The 20,959-nt window shown below is 38.7% G+C and carries 15 protein-coding genes; 7 read left to right on the top strand and 8 right to left on the bottom strand.

Features of this window, described 5'->3' with window-relative positions; genetic code table 11:
• Positions 1 to 16 precede the first annotated feature (16 nt).
• The 4 genes from arsB to PYW36_RS01735 all read right to left on the bottom strand — a co-directional run bounded on the left by arsB (position 17) and on the right by PYW36_RS01735 (position 4,402).
• The gene (gene arsB / locus PYW36_RS01720) at positions 17 to 1,306 is read right to left on the bottom strand and encodes an arsenite efflux transporter membrane subunit ArsB (protein ID WP_103159157.1); all 1,290 of its coding nucleotides are present in this window, start codon (positions 1,304 to 1,306) and stop codon (positions 17 to 19) included.
• Positions 1,303 to 1,620, bottom strand: a complete 318-nt coding sequence (locus PYW36_RS01725; protein WP_103159156.1) for an ArsR/SmtB family transcription factor — start codon at positions 1,618 to 1,620, stop codon at positions 1,303 to 1,305. The genes arsB and PYW36_RS01725 overlap by 4 nt, the downstream gene beginning before the upstream one ends.
• Positions 1,621 to 2,112: 492 nt before the next feature.
• Positions 2,113 to 2,973 carry a CHAP domain-containing protein gene (locus tag PYW36_RS01730; RefSeq protein WP_275113506.1) on the bottom strand — a complete coding sequence of 287 codons (861 nt, stop codon included), beginning with the start codon at positions 2,971 to 2,973 and terminating at the stop codon, positions 2,113 to 2,115.
• A 733-nt stretch (positions 2,974 to 3,706) separates the two neighbouring features.
• Positions 3,707 to 4,402 (bottom strand): transglycosylase family protein, encoded by a 696-nt coding sequence (locus PYW36_RS01735; RefSeq protein ID WP_103159548.1) that lies wholly within the window; start codon positions 4,400 to 4,402, stop codon positions 3,707 to 3,709.
• Between the two features lie 420 nt (positions 4,403 to 4,822).
• On the opposite strand from PYW36_RS01735, the gene PYW36_RS01740 reads away from it, so the two are divergent.
• The 4 genes from PYW36_RS01740 (at position 4,823) to PYW36_RS01755 (ending at position 9,184) form a co-directional block, all read left to right on the top strand.
• Positions 4,823 to 6,241: a phosphate--AMP phosphotransferase gene (locus PYW36_RS01740; RefSeq protein WP_103159549.1), complete on the top strand. Its 1,419-nt coding sequence runs from the start codon at positions 4,823 to 4,825 to the stop codon at positions 6,239 to 6,241.
• A gap of 111 nt (positions 6,242 to 6,352) precedes the next feature.
• Complete coding sequence (locus tag PYW36_RS01745) at positions 6,353 to 7,234, top strand: alpha/beta fold hydrolase (RefSeq protein WP_037575900.1); 882 nt, start codon at positions 6,353 to 6,355, stop codon at positions 7,232 to 7,234.
• 58 nt (positions 7,235 to 7,292) lie between these two features.
• Positions 7,293 to 7,928: a cyclase family protein gene (locus PYW36_RS01750; RefSeq protein ID WP_157946234.1), complete on the top strand. Its 636-nt coding sequence runs from the start codon at positions 7,293 to 7,295 to the stop codon at positions 7,926 to 7,928.
• A 41-nt stretch (positions 7,929 to 7,969) separates the two neighbouring features.
• Positions 7,970 to 9,184, top strand: coding sequence for a Bcr/CflA family efflux MFS transporter (locus PYW36_RS01755; RefSeq protein WP_103159551.1), 1,215 nt, complete (start codon positions 7,970 to 7,972; stop codon positions 9,182 to 9,184).
• A gap of 80 nt (positions 9,185 to 9,264) precedes the next feature.
• Here PYW36_RS01755 and PYW36_RS01760 read toward each other — a convergent pair whose 3' ends face one another.
• The gene (locus PYW36_RS01760) at positions 9,265 to 9,471 is read right to left on the bottom strand and encodes a hypothetical protein (protein WP_103159552.1); all 207 of its coding nucleotides are present in this window, start codon (positions 9,469 to 9,471) and stop codon (positions 9,265 to 9,267) included.
• Positions 9,472 to 9,704: 233 nt separating this feature from the next.
• Here PYW36_RS01760 and PYW36_RS01765 point away from each other — a divergent pair, with 233 nt between their 5' ends.
• The gene (locus PYW36_RS01765) at positions 9,705 to 14,846 is read left to right on the top strand and encodes an Ig-like domain-containing protein (RefSeq protein WP_172458428.1); all 5,142 of its coding nucleotides are present in this window, start codon (positions 9,705 to 9,707) and stop codon (positions 14,844 to 14,846) included.
• A 207-nt stretch (positions 14,847 to 15,053) separates the two neighbouring features.
• Here the strand turns inward: PYW36_RS01765 and PYW36_RS01770 are convergent, their stop codons facing one another.
• Together PYW36_RS01770 and PYW36_RS01775 are read right to left on the bottom strand one after the other, a co-directional pair.
• Entirely contained in the window at positions 15,054 to 15,920 is an 867-nt protein-coding gene (locus PYW36_RS01770) for an SDR family oxidoreductase (protein ID WP_103159554.1), read from the bottom strand.
• A 20-nt stretch (positions 15,921 to 15,940) separates the two neighbouring features.
• Positions 15,941 to 17,941, bottom strand: a complete 2,001-nt coding sequence (locus tag PYW36_RS01775) for a catalase (protein WP_103159555.1) — start codon at positions 17,939 to 17,941, stop codon at positions 15,941 to 15,943.
• A 255-nt stretch (positions 17,942 to 18,196) separates the two neighbouring features.
• Here PYW36_RS01775 and PYW36_RS01780 point away from each other — a divergent pair, with 255 nt between their 5' ends.
• Positions 18,197 to 19,321, top strand: a complete 1,125-nt coding sequence (locus PYW36_RS01780; RefSeq protein WP_037575886.1) for a hypothetical protein — start codon at positions 18,197 to 18,199, stop codon at positions 19,319 to 19,321.
• A 226-nt stretch (positions 19,322 to 19,547) separates the two neighbouring features.
• Positions 19,548 to 20,690 (top strand): dicarboxylate/amino acid:cation symporter, encoded by a 1,143-nt coding sequence (locus PYW36_RS01785; protein ID WP_103159556.1) that lies wholly within the window; start codon positions 19,548 to 19,550, stop codon positions 20,688 to 20,690.
• A 45-nt stretch (positions 20,691 to 20,735) separates the two neighbouring features.
• Here PYW36_RS01785 and PYW36_RS01790 read toward each other — a convergent pair whose 3' ends face one another.
• On the bottom strand, positions 20,736 to 20,912 hold the full coding sequence (locus PYW36_RS01790; protein WP_142382081.1) for a VraH family peptide resistance protein: 177 nt from the start codon (positions 20,910 to 20,912) through the stop codon (positions 20,736 to 20,738).
• Positions 20,913 to 20,959: the final 47 nt, after the last annotated feature.

Consider the following 20,959-nt stretch of genomic DNA (forward strand, 5'->3'; position numbering starts at 1 on the left):
ACTGAAGCCTCTTTTCTTAAAAAATGATTAGTGTAAGGTATAAACCAAAGAGTGTTACAAACAGGACTGGAATAGTAATGATAATTCCAGTTTTAAAGTATGTTCCCCACGAAATCTTGACGCCTTTTTGTGTTAAGACATGTAGCCACAATAATGTTGCTAAAGAACCAATTGGTGTAATTTTAGGACCTAAATCAGAACCTATGACATTCGCATAAATCATCCCTTCTTTTAATATACCTGTAGCATTAGATTGACCAATCGCTATTGCATCTATTAAAACAGTTGGCATGTTATTCATAATTGAAGATAAGAAAGCAGCGATAAAGCCCATACCCATGATACTGCTAAATAACCCATAACCTGAAAGATTTGTGAGGACATCCCCAAGAATCGTTGTAATGCCTACGTTTTTTAAGCCAAATACAACAAGGTACATACCAATAGAGAACACAACAATATTCCATGGTGCACCTTTAATGATTTGTTTGGTATGTACAGCCCTAGACTTACGCGCTAATAATACGAATATTAAAGCAATGATACCAGTAATCATTGATACGGGAATATTAACAATCTCACTTACTAAATAACCGACGAGTAAGAATAGTAATACAATCCATGAAATCTTAAATAATTTGGGATCTTTAATTGCACTTTTAGGAGCTGTAAGATTTGCTGTATCGAACGTTTTTGGTATAGATTTTTTGAAATATAACCATAAAATGAAAATACTAGCCATTAGAGAGAAAATATTAGGAATAATCATGCGACTAAAATATTCAATAAATCCAATATTAAAGTAATCAGCAGAAACAATGTTGACTAAGTTACTAACAACTAAGGGCAGTGATGTAGTATCTGCAATAAAACCACTGGCAATAATAAAGGGGAAAATCACGTTTTTATTAAATCCTAGATTTCTTACCATGGCTAATACAATGGGCGTTAAGATTAAAGCTGCACCATCATTTGCAAAAAATGCTGCTACTATTGCCCCTAATAAAATGACATAAACAAACATTTTTAATCCATTACCATTTGAAGCCTTGACCATATGTATCGCAGACCATTCAAAAAATCCAATTTCATCTAATATTAGTGAAATAAGAATAACCGCTACAAATGTTAAGGTCGCATTCCAAACAATACCTGTTACTTCTAATACATCGGAAAAACTGACGACTCCTGTAATGATAGCAATGACAGCTCCAATTAAAGCGGTAATACCAATATCTAACCCCTTAGGTTGCCATATCACAAAGATTAAAGTTAAAAGAAAAATCACAACTGCTAAAATGGTCATAAACAATCACCTGATTTTATATTTTTACATATACATCTTTGATTAGATGTATTAATGATGTTTAAGTTTTGGATAATATCATCTAATACAACATGATTAAGTTGATACCAGTGTTTATTACCCTCTTTTCGTATTGTCACTAATTTGCTATCAACTAATGATTTCATATGATGACTTAATGTAGGTTGTGAGAATTGAAAGTGCTCTAATACGTCACAAGCGCATAATTCGCCACAAGAAAGTAAATCTAATATTTCTAATCTACTCGAATCTGATAATACCTTTAATAATGTTGAGAGTTCTTTATAAGGCATAAATAAACCTCCTAGTCATTAAATAGATTAACATCTATATAGATTATTGTCTATGTATTTATGTTAAATAGTTATGTGTGCAGAATTAATAACTTTAGTTATAGCACTTAAAGATTTATCTTGTTAAAGTAAATAGACAATGAATAACTTTTACATTGAAAATCGGAATTTAAGTCACGCTTCTTGGTACAGTTTTAAGAGGATAAAGAATTATTAAACTCGCCTGGCGTATTCACATTAGGAAAAATTGGGAATCAACTATTAAAAAACACTAGGATTCAGGAAATAAGAAGGATTTGTAGGAATGTAATTTAGACATTATGAAAGAGATTTAATTATCAAAGACTATTAAAGAATTTAAAGCTACTAATGCTTATTTGCTAATTCAAGTTGTATTAAAAAAGCCTTCAAAATTTATGTGAAAATAAATTTTGAAGACTATCTAAATTAAAATGGATAGAGTAATTCATCCCAATATCTATTAATTTAATCTTATCTGTAAATGAAGTTTTGTGTAGCTGCTTGGCTAGCTGATAATGTACGAGATGTAACGACGCCTGCACCGTGACCGTAGTTCATTTCAGATACTGTTACAGAACCGTTAGCGCCAACGCTTTCAACGTAAGCCACGTGTCCGTAAGGTCCTACAGATGTTTGCATGATTGCACCAGCTCTTGGAGTGTTGTTTACAGTGTAACCTGCAGCACGCGCAGCGCTTGCCCAGTTACTTGCGTTACCCCAAGTGTTACCGATACCGCCACCTACACGATCATATACGTAGTAAGTACATTGACCGACAGTGTAAAGGTTAGCACCACCAGTTGAAGTGAAACGTACAGGTGCACTTGTTTGAGCTGTTGCTGGTACTGAAGTAGACGCAGCAGGTGCTGTTGTTGTTGTGTAATTATAGTTTGTAGTTGAAGCAGTTGGTGCTTGCACTGAAGCTTGTGTATTATATGATGCGTACTGTGGTGTCGCCGCATTTGTGTAAGTTGTTGTTTGACCAGTGTATTCTGTGTAGTTTGTGTTGTCACGTACAACTGGTGTAGCAACAGTATTGTAAGCAGTAGCGTAGCTGTAATCTACAGCTTCGTTAGAGTAGTAGTAATAGTCATAAGTTCCGTTTGCATCGTATGTGTAATATACGTATTGCATTGATGGGTTCCAGTTACCGTCTAAAGTGTGGTGTTTGTTACCATTTTCGTCGATAGTAATGTAGTCATGAGTTGCTTCTGAGTAAGAAGTCGTATAAGCAGAAGTTGGGTTTTGTTCTGCAGCTTGTGCGTCTTGTGCAGCAACTCCTAAAGTAACCAAGCCGAATGCAGCGATTGTAGCAGTAGTTAATTTTTTCATAGTAAAAAGTCTCCCTATCAAATTTAATATTTATTATCGATTTTCTAAGTGCTTTTTGTAATCCTCTAGAATCATAGCATATATAATTTCTAAGTAAAGCATTGTAAACAATTTTAAGTGGTACTGTAACATAAATGAAACAAAAGACAACAAATCGTCTCATTAAAACCTATGTGGAAATATAAAATTATAAAGTTTTGTGGTATAAATTTGCTGTTTTTGAGAAAAGAAGATCTAAAAATAAACCTGAGTTATCGGGTGTGAAAGGAAAATAAAATTTTGAAATAAATTAGCCGTTTTTATTAATGGTTAATTTATTTATAGAATGTATAAAATTTATACCAAAGTCAACCCTATAAAAAAACAGACGATTTGAGATTATAATATAATAGAAGAAAGGCGTCACGTTTTTTCATTTCGAACAAAACGGTGGATCAAATTTTAGTAATCACATTTAAAAAAAGTGGTTTTTTTTTTTTAAAAGTGGCTTTTGAAAATTAGAAAGCTAAACAGTGTTTATATAAGAGGCGAAAAAATAGATCTCTTAAAAAGAATTGATAGAGTTTTAATTTCAAGAGGTGAGATTAGGGATAATAAATATATGGTTTGGATACAGTTTTTATAATCAAGCGCATGCTTTTTGACATACAAAAAGAACCGATGAAGTCATTGACCTCATCGGTTCTTTATATGAGCTTGGTATTAAACCAGAGCAGTTTATTTAAGCATTAAATTATGCTGTTACCCAGTGACTTGGGCCTTCAGTGTCATATAAGTGTTGCGCAAATTTATCTTGAACTGCAGCTGGAGCTTGTGCAGGGTTAACACCTACGTATGAAGGGTCAACTTGTTGTGCTACAGCATCCCATGTTGATGGTAAGAATTGGTAAGCACCTGCAGCACCTGATGAAGGGTTAACTGCTGAGTAGTCGCCACCTGATTCGCGGTCTCTGATAGATTGTAGATGAGAATTCACGTCTGAACCACTTGTAGAAGTTTGAGTTGTTTTTGGTGCTTCTATTGCAGCTGGTGCTTCTGAAGATGCTTGTTGAGTTGTGCTTGCAGCTGTGTTAGATTCTGATTGAGTTGATGCTTGGCTAGCAACATCTTGGATTTGAGCTGGTTGAGCTACTGAAGTTTGTTCAGAAGCTGTTTGTCCACCAAATCCATTGTAAGACCATCCGAATTGAGTACCATCTGACCAGAAGTGGAAGTTTGTACCTTCGTATGTGAAGTTGTAGTCGTATGCACCTGCTTGGATAGGTGATTCATTTAATGATTGATCGTTGTTTAATGCTTTTTGTGCTAATTGTGCTTGATCGATTGAAGATTGAGTTGCTTCACTCGCATGAGCGTCTGTTGTATGTGCAGCGACACCTGTCGCACCGATTGCTACTGCTAATGATGATGCTAATAATGTTTTTTTCATAACTTATAAGTCCTCCAATAAAATAATTTTTTCATTTTCAAAAGTTTGCTTAACTAAAAATTTCAACAACCACACTCTAACAGGCTATAGAAAAGATGTAAATTACGAGGGAATAACAAAACATTACAGCCATATTGCAAATCTCGTTTATGTAATATCATTGTTATTTGATTTATATATTTTAATTAATAGGAATAAGTATAAAAAGGGTGCTCATAGTTTTCAAAATATTGTCTGAAAATTAAAATAAGAATGAAGTATATTACAAATATTACAACGTTTCATCTAAATGTAACTTAGATGACGAGGAAAGCGCCTTAATAAATAATGAAAAATCACTATAAAACTGAAATTTCTCAAATAATGTTTGATTGCATTGATTCCTAAACCGTATAATTAATATCAATCGAGGTGAATATAATGAAAAATAAAATCGAAGCTTTACAACTTAAAGCTGCAAAACTAACACGAGAAACGCACGCATTAGGCATCCCTGTGATGATTGTCTTTGAAGGTGTCCCGGCATCAGGGAAAACACGTTTAACGAACGACTTGTTACTCACATTAGATGCCAAATACACACAATTTATTGCGACAAAAACGCCTTCTGAACATGATTTACGGTTTCAATTTCTACAAAACTTCTGGAACACATTACCTGCTAAAGGCCATATAAATATTTACTTTAGAAGTTGGTATGCGCATTATATTGATTATAAAATTCATGAAATCAAAAAAAGTACGTTCAAAGTTTACGATAAACTGAAAAATGAAATTTATGAATTTGAAACGATGCTTCGTAATGATAAACACGAAATTATAAAATTTTACATCCAAATTAATGAAGAAAAGCGTCAAGAACATATTGCCCAAATGAAAGATAACCCGCTCACACATTGGAAAGCGCAAGAATATGAACAAGTTATTCCTATAGTGACTTATCAAGAAGAATTTCAACATTTACTTGATAAAGAATGGGAAGTCATTGACTATACACGTCGTGAACATGCCATTCAACAGATGTATGAACATTTAATAGAACGTTTAGAAAAAGCCATCAAGCATTATCATCAACGAGAAGAGAAAAAAGAAGGTGATTTTACGCCTGATTTTGAGACAGACATGTTTAATGTAGACATTCAAAAAGTGAAAAAACGTGACTATGACGAATTGGTGCTTTCCTTACAATTACGCTTAAGAGAGTTGCAGTTCGCTTTGTATGAACGTAAAATCCCTTTGATTTTAGTCTACGAAGGAATGGATGCGGCAGGTAAAGGCGGAAATATTAAACGGATTCGAGAATATTTAGATCCCACAGGTTATGAAGTCAACGCCATCAGTGCACCAACCGATGTTGAGTTAAATCATCATTATTTATGGCGTTTCGCCAAAGACATGCCTAAAAGTGGCCACATTGAAATATTTGATCGGAGTTGGTATGGTCGCGTGCTCGTTGAACGTGTCGAAGGATTTGCTTCACATGATGAATGGACAAGAGCCTATGACGAAATCAATGCGTTTGAAGAAATGTGGGTCAATGAAGGTGCGATTTTATTAAAATTTTTCCTTACATTAGATAAAGAAGAACAATTAAAACGATTTAAAGATCGTGAAGAGGACGTCAATAAGCAATGGAAAATTACAGATGAAGATTGGCGAAATCGAGACAAATGGGACCTTTATTTAGAAGCGAGTCATGATATGATTCAAAAAACGAATCAACCGCATGCCCCTTGGCTTATTGTTCCGGCTGATCACAAAAAGTCAGCACGTATAGAAGTGTTAAAATATGTCATTCAAAAATGTGAAGAAAGATTGTGGGGCGTAAAACGATATTAAAAAATACGCCTTATGTCTTATGCATTTTTAACGTATTTCTACTATAATAATAGATAAACTAATCGTTCCGATGTATATTACAAAAGTTAGAAAAGAGACTGAGGAAATTTCATGTTATTTAATCACTACGAGCCATACACAGTTAAATTATCGCAACACGGGGATGACATTTTAGAAATGGTCACGATCGGAAATCATGAATCAGAAAATGTCATTGTACTTCTCCATGGCGCCATTATGAACTACAAAATTATGACCGTCTTCGCCAAATATTTGCATCATGCGAAATTAATTTTTATTAATAGTCCGGGAAGAGGCAAAAGTAGTGCGCTCACGCGAATGGACCACAACTTAGAAGACTATGCGACACGTATTAACGAAGCACTTCAATTAGAATTAGCAGGAAGCCAAATTAAACGCATGGCCATGATTGGCTATTCAATGGGTGGACTGATTGCGACAAAAATTGCGGGCTATAATACGTTACCGATTACCCATTTAATCTATTTAAATAGCGCAGCCAAAATAGATTATAAAGAATTGCGCCTCTCGAAGTTATTTTATGAGTTGATTAAAGATATTAAACCCGATCAACAAGATGGTATGATTAAGAGTATTCCTGAATTTATTTTAGAACAAGGGGTCTCTAAAAAACACAATGATAAATTTAACTTTACGGAGTATCTAGCACCAGTTGATGCCATGATTACAGATTTAATGTATACGTTGAAAGCAGACTACTTGGAGGATATTGATAAAATCGAACACATGCCAAAAGTGTTGTTTTTATTAGGTGAAGATGATGTCATTTTCCCAAACAAAGACTCTGCGATTACAGTTGAAAAATTTGAAGCGCGCAATGCCGAGGTGAAGTCGATTATTTATCCTGAAGTAGGCCATCTTGATTTTCTACGTGTGTTAGATCAAGATGCCGGCAATAATTTAGGGAGTATTGAATACAACATTAATATGTGGTTGAATATGGGGGAGTAGGACAGTAAACCGTCTTACTCCTTTCATTTTCTATCCTAAAATGAGGAGGAACGGGAACATGTGGATTGATATTACGCATCAACTTTCAAAAGACTGGGCCCCTTGGCCGGGAGATCCTGCTTTTGAACTTCATTTTTTTGAAACGAAAGCGAATAACGGGGCAACGAACATTGCAAAATTAGCGGGAAGTACCCATATTGCAACGCATGTGGATGCGCCACGACATGTCGATGATAAAGGGGCTACCGTTGATCAATTGCCAATAGACCCCTTTATTGGTCGAGCGACGGTTATTGAAATTTTAGACACACCAAGAATTGATGAATCTATATTAAAAGAGGATGTAATTGAAGGGAAAATCGTTTTATTTAAAACCCAATCCCACACTAATCCGAGTCAATTTCCTGAAACGGTCCCTGTGCTCACCACTGATGCCATTGATTTTTTAGCTCAGCAAGGTGTGCAAGTGATTGGAGTGGACGTCCCCTCCATTGATCCTATCGACTCAGAGAGCCTTGAAAATCATCATCATATGATAAACAACGAGATATTTAATATTGAGAATTTGCGGTTAGCGCATGTTTCACCAGGTGTGTATGACTTTATAGGATTGCCTTTAAAAATTGTCGGGGGTGACGCCTCTTATATCCGTGCAGTCCTCCGTCCTCTCCACTCATCACAGGATAGAATATGATACAATAATGAATATTTTCATAAAGAATCGAGGAAAAAAGTATGGAAAAGCAAGGAAAAACGCCATCCATGCCGATATTGTTCATTATTTTACTCGGGACAATGACAGCATTTGGCCCTTTATTATCTGATATGTATAGTCCAGCGTTACCCCTTGTCCAAAAAGATTTAATGACGACAACTTCACAAACACAGTTGACGTTATCTATTGCGATGATTGGGATCGCATTTGGACAGTTTATTTTTGGAGTGATGGCTGACCGCGTTTCACGTCGTAAATTAGCCCTCTCCATTTTAGTGTTACTCATCGTGGCTTCTCTGATTATAGCGATGAGTGCTTCAGTGCAGTTGTTATTGGTATTACGGTTTATCCAAGGTTTGGCTGGAGGAGGTGCCATCGTTATTGCGCGTGCGACAGCCGGTGAAAGTTTAAAAGGGGCGCATCTTAGCCGCTTCTTCACGGCACTCATGGTCGTTAATGGGATTATTTCGATTTTAGCGCCACTCGCCAACGCCGTGTTACTTTCCATTGGGTCATGGCGTTACATCTTTTTAGCGTTGGCAGGGATAGGGGCGCTCTTATTTATAGCTGTTGCGCTTCATCCCCATATGAAAAAAGTCCAACAAACACAGACGAAACAAACGAAACTCTCACTTGTTTTTAAAGATTTTGGTCGTTTGATGAAGGCCCCTTCCTTCGTCTTGCCGATGCTTTTACAAGGTGTGACGTATATTATGATTTTCAGTTTTGGGGCGGGCGCGCCATTTATTACACAAAATGTTTACGGCATGACGCCACAATCATTTAGCTTATTAATGGTCTTCATTGGCATTGGCCTTATTATTTCAAGTCAACTTTCAAACCTTTGTTTACGTTGGTGGTCACAACTGAGTGTTTTAACATTATTTATGATGATTCAAGTGTTAGGCGCCATCATGACGATTATTGTGTTACTTTTACATTTACCACTAGTTATGTTAATCATCACTTTATTTTTTGCAGTGACGCCAGTAACGGCGATTGGACCGCTCGCGTTTTCATTAGCGATGCAAATGCGAACAGGGGGTAGCGGAAGTGCCTCTAGTCTTTTAGGGTTAGTGCAATTCATTTTAGGAAGTGCCATTGCGCCATTGATTGGGATTCAAGGCCCAGAAAGTGTGGTTCCGTACAGTGTTGTATTAGGGGCGACTGTTGTTTTATTACTCACGTTAGGTCATTTCACTTATCATCGATTAAAACATCAAATTGCATCATAAAGACACAGGACGAGTATTCATCTAAAGTTAGAAAGCCATCAAAATTTATCTGAGAATAAATTTTGATGGCTATTTTTATATTATAAAGCGTCGTAAGGGATGCTGTTTAACGCTTGAGATGGTAGGATCTGTAATGTGGAAAGTTGGTTTAGGGTGTCCGTGAGTCGACTATGCCAAATATCAAAGTTTAACTGAGGCAGATATTGTGATTGTGGCGTCCAACCAAAGTATTGCGCAGAGGCATAAATGAGACCTATCCCGACAACAGCACGTAATAAAATTTTCATAAATTCACTTCCTTTAAGTTCTTATAAGTCTACTATACAGGTTGAAAAAGCGCATAGCATGGGGCTTTTGGAATATTTTATTCTCAACCTAAAGAAGGAGTAATGTCAGTGATGCATTAAAAATAGAATTATAAATCACACGATAAAATTTACTTTCATGCTTTGGTGTTTACTGTTACTATATAACTATCGAAACTATATTGAAGAAAATATATGTAAAAGGAATGAACGATTTGGATACAAAACGCCCAAAGCAATACCCACGTGCACGACAAACTTACGCCATAAGGAAATTTAATATTGGTCTTGCCTCAGTGATGTTTGGCACATTTTTATTTTTAAGTGTGACAGATCATGTAAAAGCTGCTGAATCTGACAATGGCGCTACAACTTCAGAAAATTTACTCCCTGACGTGCATAAAGAAGTGATACAACCTTCAGAAGCTACGTTGGAAAACGATAAAGTTACTCCAGAAAATGACGCATCACAAACTACAGATACCGTCACGTCTCAAGTAGAGCAACCAAAGGAACCATCAACGCCAAATACACCGCAAGAGTTTACCGCGGACAATGCATCACTAGAAAAAGCACCACAAGAGACAACAGCTGCTTCATCACCAGAAGTCAATTCTCAAGATGAGTCCTTAAAAGATGAGACGCCAGTGACAAAGCAAAATGAAGCAACGGCTCCCCCAACATCTGAAAAAGAACAAGGCGAGTCTCAACTTAGAGCGACAACTAACACAACTGTGGTTCCAGCCGTTAACGAACCTGCTCCAGAGGCGAACGCTACAGAAGTCTCCGTGGACGGTATTGAAGAACGTGTGTATCAAAAATCCATTCCTGTCTTAACGGGCTCAAAAATAGCCCGCACCATTGGTATGGGAAGAGGAAATAGCCAGGCGCGTGAAAGTCTAGGCGTTGTCTTGCCGGCAGATACAACATTATATGTCCGTCAGGCAAAACCTACGAATGAAGCGGATTTGAAAGTTAATTTGGTCACAGACGATAGCCAAACGAATCAAACAGCTGTCGTTTCTAAAGACGGCACGTGGACAAGTATTCGCACGACCGTGGATAGTGCGGCGTTCATGTATATGCCAAGAGGGCTTGAATCTGAACCTTTAATTGAATATTACATTGAAAACAATTTGTTCCAAGCGCTACCAACTTATCGCAAAGGACAAAATCAAGAAACATTCGAAACACAGTGGGTAGATCAAGACGCGAGTTTCGCCTATGTAGATGGTGATAAACATGCAATTTTAATCCCACGTGTCGATCGAGACCGTGTACTCGCAATGAAAACGAATACGTCTAAATTTTTATTTACAAGTTTAGATGAACTTATTACGTATTATGATGATGTCGTTACGCACTATGATCAATGGGCAGGATTAATTGATGATCCGACTTCAGTGAGTTACAACTTTGGACATAAATATTTTACAATGCCAGACAAAAATGGAATCGGGACGGCCTACTGGTCGAATGATCATATGGGGATGAACAGTAATTCTGTTTATGGTTATTTGGAAAAAGGATGGTTGATTTTACACGAAATTGGTCATGGTTATGACGGCGTGATGGCACAAGACAAAAACGTGAACTTATTAGAAGTTATTAATAATGTGTATGCCCATCATTACGAACAAGAGGTTCAAAAGCTTGGCAGTGATTGGTTATATCAAAATAAACAAACTGAAGCACAACAACGGATTCATGACACATATTTATCAGGCAATACCGATTTTACGTTCAACAGTTTAGGGGGGCGAGAAAAACTTGATTTTATGACGCGTATGACACGGTTTGCGGGTATGGATGCATTTGCAGGAATGCTTCAACAAATGCGTGAACAAGCCGCAAGAGAAGGTTTACCGACAGATGTGCCAAGATGGTTAGGGGAATATATGTTAGCTCAAAATGGTGCCAATGCCCTCGCTTATTTTGACTTGTTCCATGTCCCGACGTCTCCACAATTGGAAGACCGTTTAAACACTTATAATAATAGTTACATTTATACATTAGCATCACTCATCACTGATGAGGCAGAACGTCAAAAATATGTCGACCGTCTGGATTTAAAAACGATCTACGAACTCGTCAAATCTTCAGACCTCGAAGATACGACGATACAAGCCCCAGCGACGATTACTGTTAATTTAAATGGTCAAACATTACCGCCACATGCGAAAGTACAACTTAAAGATGGGTCAACCATTGTCGCAGAAGCGGTGGTTCAAAATGGACGTGTATTATTCGATTCCGTGCGTGCAGGGGTTTACAAAGTGGTGGCGCCCGTATCAACAACATATGCCTTACCAGAACATACTTACCTTATTGTAAGCGAAAATGGAGAAAATACGGCGACATTGAACTATCCTGAAACGTCAGATGTACAAAAACTTATGACACAACAAATCGCCATTAAAGGTCTTAGTGATGGCGTTGTTTCTACCATTACGTACAATCCAAGCACAAAAGAAGTCGCATACCGACATAATAACGGACAGCCTCATATTTATTTTGAAAATCAACCTTATGCACAAGTCACAATTCAAACACAAAATGGAGAAGTTCTCCTAGATAAAATATTCATTGGCGATGAGAAATTAACAGCGACAGAACAAACTTTTACAATGAATTATGGAGATACGATTACAGTGATGCACAAAGAGGCTGAGTCACGACGCCAAGTGCTACGTCCTGAAACAGGAGAACGTCTCAATTTCCAAGATGCAGCGATGCAGACGGTGACGTACACACTGACGGATAAAGGGTTTATCGTGAATAATGAAACACAAGCAGATGCGGATGCGCGTTATTTAGATGCATTAGAAAGTGACATCGAGCGCGTCATAACTTTGATGGATGCGCATCCTGAACGTGATTATCGCACGCAATTGTATCGTATCGCTGAAGGCTTGCCTTTTACAGATACGGCAAATCAAACTCGCTTACGTGCACTATTAGCGCCATACTTAGATCAAGCCCAACTTGATGCGCCGAAAGTCAATCCGGTGCAACTGGATCAGCGCCAAGTCTATGGTACGGCAACACCTCATGCGACGATTACGGTTACATTACCGAACAACGAAGTCCTTCAAACCACAACAAATGCGCAAGGGGTTTGGGGAGTGACTGTTCCAACAACGACGCCACTTCAAGTGAATGATACCCTTGCGATTACAGCGTCTATGGAAGGCTTACAAGCGTCTCAAGCGGTCGCAACGAAAGTCATTGATACAATTGCGCCGAATACACCGAATATTTATACGCCTCAAGCAGGAACTGATGTTGTAAATGGGTCAGCCCAACCGAATATTATGGTCAAAGTTACATTTGCGAATGGAGAGACTGTTGAAACAACAGCGTTAGCGAACGGAACTTGGTCTGTTCAAGCGCCTGCACCGTTAATGTTAGGGGAAGCGATTTCTGCTTCAGCACATGATGCGGCTGGAAATACATCGGGAACAATGTCGACACAAGTCATAGATACGATTCCACCACAAGCACCGGGGGTCTCGAATTTAGAGTACGGTGATAACATCGTGAGAGGTACAGGCGAGCATTATCGCGATATCATTCTTGTGAGATTCCCGGACGGACAAATTATGCAGACGAAAGTTGGGAAAAACGGCACGTGGATGGTCGGCGTGCCTTATGAAACACAAGTGCAATTAGACGTTGGCGATGTGATCTATGTCTTTGAATATGATCAATCTAACAACCGTTCTCAACCTGCGTATGCTTACGTTGTAGATACGACAGCACCAAAAGCACCCGTAGTTAACACAGTTACTGAAGGAGATAGCGTTATTACAGGTCAAAGTGAGCCTAACAGTCATATTTCCATCGCGCTTAATAATGGCGAAGTGATAGAAACCTACACAACGGCGGACGGAATATTTACGATAGATGTGCCTAACAGTGTCGTGTTACTAGAAAATAACGGTTTTAATGTGACGGCTACAGATATTTATGGAAATGCTTCAACACCAACGGTAACAACGGTTCAACCGAAAGAAGAGGTTGTACCACCAGAACCAGAAGTAGCAGAAACTTTCCCAGAACCAGTCATCTTCCCAATTCGTGAAGGCGACCGTACAATCAGTGGGACAAGTGTGCCATTGAGTCGTGTCATGATTGTGATAGAAGATACGAATGCCTATGGTGTGACGGCAGATGAAAATGGCAACTATACTTTACAATTGCCAGATGCGATACAATTATACGAAAACAATCGTATTAACGCGTTTGCGACAGATACAAAAGGACATGATTCTGGATTAATCGTGACGTTTGTGGAACCGAAAGCAGAAGTTCCTGTTGAGCCAGAACAACCGAGTGAACCGGAGCCACCAGTAGTGGAGGAACCAACGGAAGAAACACCGGACCAACCAAGTGAACCGGAGCCACCTGTGGTAGAGGAGCCAACAGAAGAGACGCCAGAACAACCAAGTGAGCCGGAGCCGCCGGTAGTGGAAGAACCAACAGAAGAGCCACCGGCACAACCAAGTGAACCGGAGCCACCAGTAGTGGAAGAACCGACAGAGGAAACACCGGAAGAACCAAGTGAACCGGAGCCACCTGTGGTAGAGGAGCCAACAGAAGAGACGCCAGAACAACCAAGTGAACCGGAGCCACCAGTAGTGGAAGAACCGACAGAGGAAACACCAGAACAACCGAGTGAACCGGAGCCGCCGGTAGTGGAAGAACCAACGGAAGAAACACCAGAACAACCAAGTGAGCCAGAATCACCAGTGGTAGAGGAACCGACTGAAGAAACACCGGAAGAACCAAGTGAACCGGAACCACCAGTAGTGGAGGAACCAAGTGAGCCAGAACCACCACTCGTGGAAGAACCAACGGAAGAGACACCGGAACAGCCAAGTGAGCCAGAGCCACCGATAGTGGAAGAACCAAGTGAACCAGAACCACCGGTAGTGGAGGAACCGACAGAGAAAACATCGGAACAAGCAAACGTACCGGAATCCTCTACAATGGAGACCTCAACTGTGGAAGTGTCACCTATCACTTCTCAACTTGAGCCATCCGCAACCGTGTCTAATGAAGAAATTCAGCAGCCAATCATTAATAAAGTGGGAGCGTCCCAAGCGCATGGACTGCATGCTTTAGAATCTGAAGCAGAAGTCATTGCGCAAGTAGATGCCTATTATGAAGAGACCCTTCAAACAAAAGTGAGTGCGCCTGTTCATGTGACACAAGGAGAAAATACAAATACTAACACAACGCAAGTATTACCTGAAACAGGAGACGTATCGACTTCTACGAAAACAGGTTGGTTACTGACTTTACTCGGCCTTCCGTTCATCGTGCGTGTCTTCAAAAGACGTAAAGAAAGCTAAGTTGAAAAAACTTAATTAGGATTTAGACTGTTGCAACATGAAGGGAAAAATGAGGGGGCATTTTTCTTAAGTCCCTCATTAGAATAAAAAATAGATATGTATCATAAAGGCAAGAGGTGTCCGCTCCAAAAGACACCTCTTGCCTTTTAGTTTTGAAAAAAAGAAGTGGGTAACATCGCTACCCACTTCGAAATATTGAATGCTGTTTTATGAAGTTAAGAAGTCGCCACCATTAAGATGTAGCGTTTGTCCTGTCATGTAAGAGCTGTCTGTTGATGCTAAAAAGACATAAGATGGTGCGAGCTCTGCAGGTTGTCCGCGACGACCCATAGGTGTATCGCCACCTTGATTTTCCACTTTGTCTTCATCAAATGTTGCAGGGATGAGAGGCGTATAAATAGGGCCAGGTGCCACTGCATTCACATAAATGCCTTTTTCCATGAGGGACGTCGCAAGTGAACGTGTGAATGAAACAATGGCTCCTTTTGTAGATGAATAATCGATTAAATGCGCAGAACCTCGATAAGCCGTCACACTAGTTGTATTTATAATTTTATCGCCTGAAGACAAGTGAGGAAGAGCCGCTTGTGATAAATACATCATGCCAAAAATATTGGTTTCAAATGTTGCTTTAATTTGATCTGGCGTCACGTCGGCATAGTCATCTTGTGGAAATTGAACCCCACCATTATTGACTAAAATATTTAAGCCACCGAATTCTTTCACAACTTTATCAATGAGCACTTTTGATTCGTCAGGTTGACGTAAATCATGTGAATAAGCTTTTGCTTTAACGCCAATTTCTTCTAAACGTTTCACTGTATCTTCGGCATCGATGTGTTCATTTAAATAACCAATAGCCACATCTGCTCCTTCTTTGGCAAAAAGAATCGCAACTGCGCGACCGATTCCAGAATCGCCGCCTGTAATTAATGCGACTTTCCCTTTTAATTTGCCCGCAGGTTGATAACTGTCTAATTCGCAGACAGGTCGAGGGTTCATGTCCTTTTCAGAACCGGGTTGTGTGTCTTGCGTATAGCCTTTAATTTCATCATGTAGTTTTTGTAAATCCATTCTTATTCACCTCAAAAAGTTTATAGTTCGCCTCTGTCCCAATAGCGTGGACGTTCAAAAGCTTCGACAATCGTTTCAGGTTGGTCAGAAACGAAAACGCCAGGTTGAGACGTCTGAACACGACTTTGTGCTAAGCCTTTAGCAGCTGTTTCAGATAGGACTAAAGGTTTAAAATGTTGATAAGTTAATTCAGCAAATTCTTCAGTTTTGTTGAAAATGTCTTCTGTGTCAGAAAGGACAATTAAACTGTCGAATAATGTCGGATGAACAGTGTCGAATGTTTCTGTAATGCCAAAGTCTTCTTCAATATGTTGAGGTTTATCAGAGATGAACGCATAATTTAAATGATGCTCAGCCATTGTTTTTGCATAGGATTTTAAAGTGTCCGCATTGATGTTGCCATCGACAACGATACCGACAGAATGACCTCGAAGCGGACGATCAAATTTTTCCATCGTTAACTGACTGTCTGATTGTTCAAGTTGAACTTCTTCGTTTTCTTCTGGTACTTGAACGCCAATATTTTCTGCTACACGTTCAGCCAGTTTTCTAGAAACTTTATTCAGTTGATTTACCGCATTTTGTTTTACCATCACGCTTTGACATTTACCAAGTTCAAATGAAAAGCCGTCAACCGTATGATTAAATTCAGGTTCCGTTAAACTATTCAAGTAGAGACGAGCTTGCGTATAGTAATCTTTAAAACTTTCGCTACGTTTTTGAATTTTATGTCCTTCGACTTTTTCTTGATAATGCTCAAAACCACCGTCTTCCACAGGTGTTTCATGCGGGTCGTTGTGGTTGAGGGCATTGTTGTGGTATGACGTTTGTCCTTGATGAATATGCATTTGATGCATGCCATCACGTTGGTTATTGTGCACAGGACTGACAGAACGATTGATAGGAATTTGATGGAAATTTGGTCCACCTAGGCGTGAAATTTGTGTATCCGTATATGAGAATAATCGTCCTTGTAAAAGAGGATCATTCGTAAAGTCAAGCCCTGGAACAATATGACCTGGGTGAAAGGCAACTTGTTCCGTTTCAGCAAATACGTTTTCGACATTGCGATTTAAAGTCATTTTACCCACAATTTTGACAGGAACTTCATCTTCTGGCCAAATTTTAGTTGGATCTAATATATCAAAATCAAAACGGAATTCTTCACTTTCTGGAATAATTTGAAGCCCGAGTTCCCATTCAGGATAATCGCCTTTATCAATCGCTTCAAATAAATCTTGACGATGGAAATCAATATTTTTACCAGAAACAATTTGCGCTTCGTCCCAAACCATTGATTCTAACCCTTGTTTTGGTTTCCAGTGAAACTTCACAAAGTGCGCTTCGCCTTTTCGATTAATTAAGCGGAACGTATGCACACCGAAGCCTTCCATTTGACGGAAGTTTTTAGGAATACCACGGTCACTCATCGCCCACATTGCAGTATGTGTTGATTCAGGATTTTGCGCAAAGAAATCCCAAAATGTATCATGGGCAGAGCCGCCTTGTGGAATTTCATTATGAGGTTCAGGTTTCACCGCATGAATTAAGTCAGGAAATTTTATCGCATCTTGAATGAAAAAGACGGGTATATTGTTGCCGACAAGGTCAAATACCCCTTGATCCGTATAAAACTTAGTCGCAAAACCACGCACATCGCGCACTGTATCTGGAGATCCTTTAGAACCTTGTACAGTTGAAAAACGCACAAACACAGGTGTTGTTTTGTCAGGATGTGTTAAAAAGTCAGCATACGTATACTCAGATAAATCTTCATACACTTGGAATTCCCCATGGGCACCGTAACCACGCGCATGTACGATACGTTCTGGAATACGTTCATGGTCAAAGTGTGTCATCTTTTCTCTAAAGTGAAAGTCTTCAAGTAAACTTGGGCCACGGTCACTTGCGCGTAACGTATTTTCATCTTCAGACACTTTAAGACCTTGGTTTGTCGTCATTGCTTGGCCGTCATTATTTTTGCGAAATGCTTCTAAATCTTTATCTTTTTTGTTTGTCATCTCTGATGTACCCCTTTCTTTCGAAAATTTCGTAAAAACGAGACGTTTCTCTATACCATAAGTATGAATTTTTAAAACACGGATGACGACTTTTTATGATAGTCATCAAGATTGTTAAATCCTTTATATGTGAAACACCCTAACTAAGATGAAATGATTTATTTAAAGAAATGCTTACTTTTCCTGTCGTTTTCATTAAAAATTTACAATCTTACGTTAAAATAAAGATGGGGAAAATTTAAGGAGACGTGTGTAATGAAAATTACGTTTGATGACATCATCAATCAACAAGGGTTTATTCAAGCGCATTATTATGACGATGTTCATATGGGAGACATTCGTTTTGAAATGGCTGACCCTATAGATGTAAGAAATGATTTAGTCGCTGAGGCATTAGGGGCACTATGTGGGCAATACTATGACGAAATCGAGATGGCATTTAAAGTCTCGACAAAAACAAAAACAGAAATCGAGAAACGTACAGGTGCGACGTTAATTTGTAGTACGGGTTTACGCTTTTGGAATTTAAATAAAATGATTAGTAATGAAGTGAAAACCATCAATTTCAATGGAGATGTGGCTAATTTATCTGCATTAACATTGACACCAGGTGAAACAAATAAAGTCTCTCTCGATTTTGGTAAAGAATCTATACATATGTACGATATGTTTGATCGATGGAACAGTCGCATTGTCAAAACCAATGTGATGGACACGCATTTTCCAGAGATTACCTCAGATTATTACGCGATTGGGACTATTTTATATAAAGATTATTTCAACACGAGCTATATGATTACCGGACTCCAACTTGACCCGATGACGGCCAACATGACAAAAATAGAAGCTGAGCAAGCCATTGCTGGAATGGTTAATTTGCCACATACATTAGGGTTAACCGCTGTGGGCCATACAAAAATTGCATGTCAACGTTGGGGAGATGAATTAAACGAAGCAATCCGCGCCGTAAGAACTTCGCAACAAGAAGTTCTTACGCAACAACACCTCTTAGTCGAAATCGAAAATGATCTTAAACGCTTAGGGCTACCACTAGATAAAAAGCCTATTCAACCGACAGGCATTTCATGGGGACACTCTATGAAATTAGACTTTTTGGCCTTATATATTTTAAAACATCGTGGGCGTGAATATGCGTCGTATTTAGTTCAAAATATTCCTGAGGCCGCCGAACAATGGATTGCAAACTATCGGTTAGATTTTTATGAACGCTATTATCCTGGTGTCCTTACGTATATGCCAGAAGAAGTTAAAAATTACGTTCTACAACAACTTGAACGTTATGAGATTGCGCTCTATAGTGAAGCGGACTGGCAAGCCTTTATAAAAATCCGTGAAAACTTGCGACAGACAAGACAATAATATTTGATGAAGAAACCTTTATTATCGGTATGAGCGACGGATAATAAAGGTCTTTTTTATTCATTATTATATTAAGATAACATTATGAAAAATTTGTTAAAATACTTGGGAAATTATGTTGCCTTTAATACATTTATACCGCACAATGATACCTAACACCATTACATTTTGTGAGGGGATTCACCGTCATGCGTGTTTTATTCGTTTAAGGGGAGGTTATTATTTTATGAAATTAGTTGGAAAATTATTAGCGGGGATAGTCTTAGGGATAGCGATTGGACTTTTGGATATTGAAGTGCTTCATCGCTTACTCGTCACGGTCAAAGGTGTGTTTGGACAAGTGATCAATTATATTATTCCACTCATTATCTTTTTCTTTATTGCCGCAGGGATTACGTCCCTTGGAAAAGGTTCAGGACGTTTGGTTGGTTTAACTGTAGGCGTCGCTTATACATCGACGATTATCGCAGGATTAATTGCGCTTACTGTCGCATACATATTGATGCCGTTGATTGCTTCAGGTGGCAAGGTACCTGGGGAACCGCCGGAAATTAAACCCTTCTTTACTTTTGAATTTGAACCATTAATGGGTGTGTTAACCGCACTCATCACGGCTTTCGCGTTTGGTATTATTGCACACGCGGTCAATGCGACAACGATTGTTAAAGTGATAGATGAAGGACAACGTATTGTAGAAGTACTTATCGAAAAAGTGATTATCCCATTTTTACCGGTCTATATCGCAACAATTTTTGCAGAAATGACTGCACAAGGTACTGTCGTTAGCATTTTAAAAGTTTTCGGTCTTGTCTTAGTAATTGCGATTTTACTGCATTGGATATGGTTATGTGTGTTATACACAATTGCGGGCGTATTAAATCGACGTAATCCGTTTGCCATGTTAAAAAACATGCTTCCTGCTTACTTTACAGCAGTAGGAACAATGAGTAGTGCGGCAACGATTCCTGTTACATTAAAGCAAACAAAGCAAAATAAAGTCACACCTGCCTTAGCTGATTTCAGTGTACCATTACTTGCGACGATTCACTTATCAGGTTCAACGATTACGCTTGTCAGCTGTTCAGTTGCGGCGATGATTGTGTTACCAAGTTTATCATTAGTGAGTGTGCCGACGATGATTGGGTTTATATTCATGTTAGGCATTATCATGATTGCCGCACCCGGTGTTCCAGGAGGGTCAGTCATGGCAGCCAGTGGTATTTTAGGTTCTATCTTAGGATTTAATGAAGCGGCCATTGGTTTGATGATTGCCTTATATATGGCACAAGATAGTTTCGGTACGGCAACGAATGTTACTGGTGACGGCGCTATATCAGCCATTGTGGATCGATTGGGATATAAAAAATAATACGAAATAAACACGTACAACTTGAAAAGCTGTACGTGTTTATTTTTACTGATCTTCCTTATCAACGATAAACATGATGGCGAAAAAAACAATGCCGGCAGGTATCCCGATGATGGGCCCGAATAAAATAGAGAGCAAAGTAGGATAAAACACTAAAAAAATAACATCAGTCAGTGACCATGAGTAATTCATCAATTTTTGAATAAGTTCATTTATAGACATGTGATCCAACCTTTCATTGTTTATTTGATGGACTTGTGAAAAGGCGA

Source organism: Staphylococcus chromogenes (genome assembly GCF_029024625.1).
Lineage (GTDB): Bacteria > Bacillota > Bacilli > Staphylococcales > Staphylococcaceae > Staphylococcus > Staphylococcus chromogenes.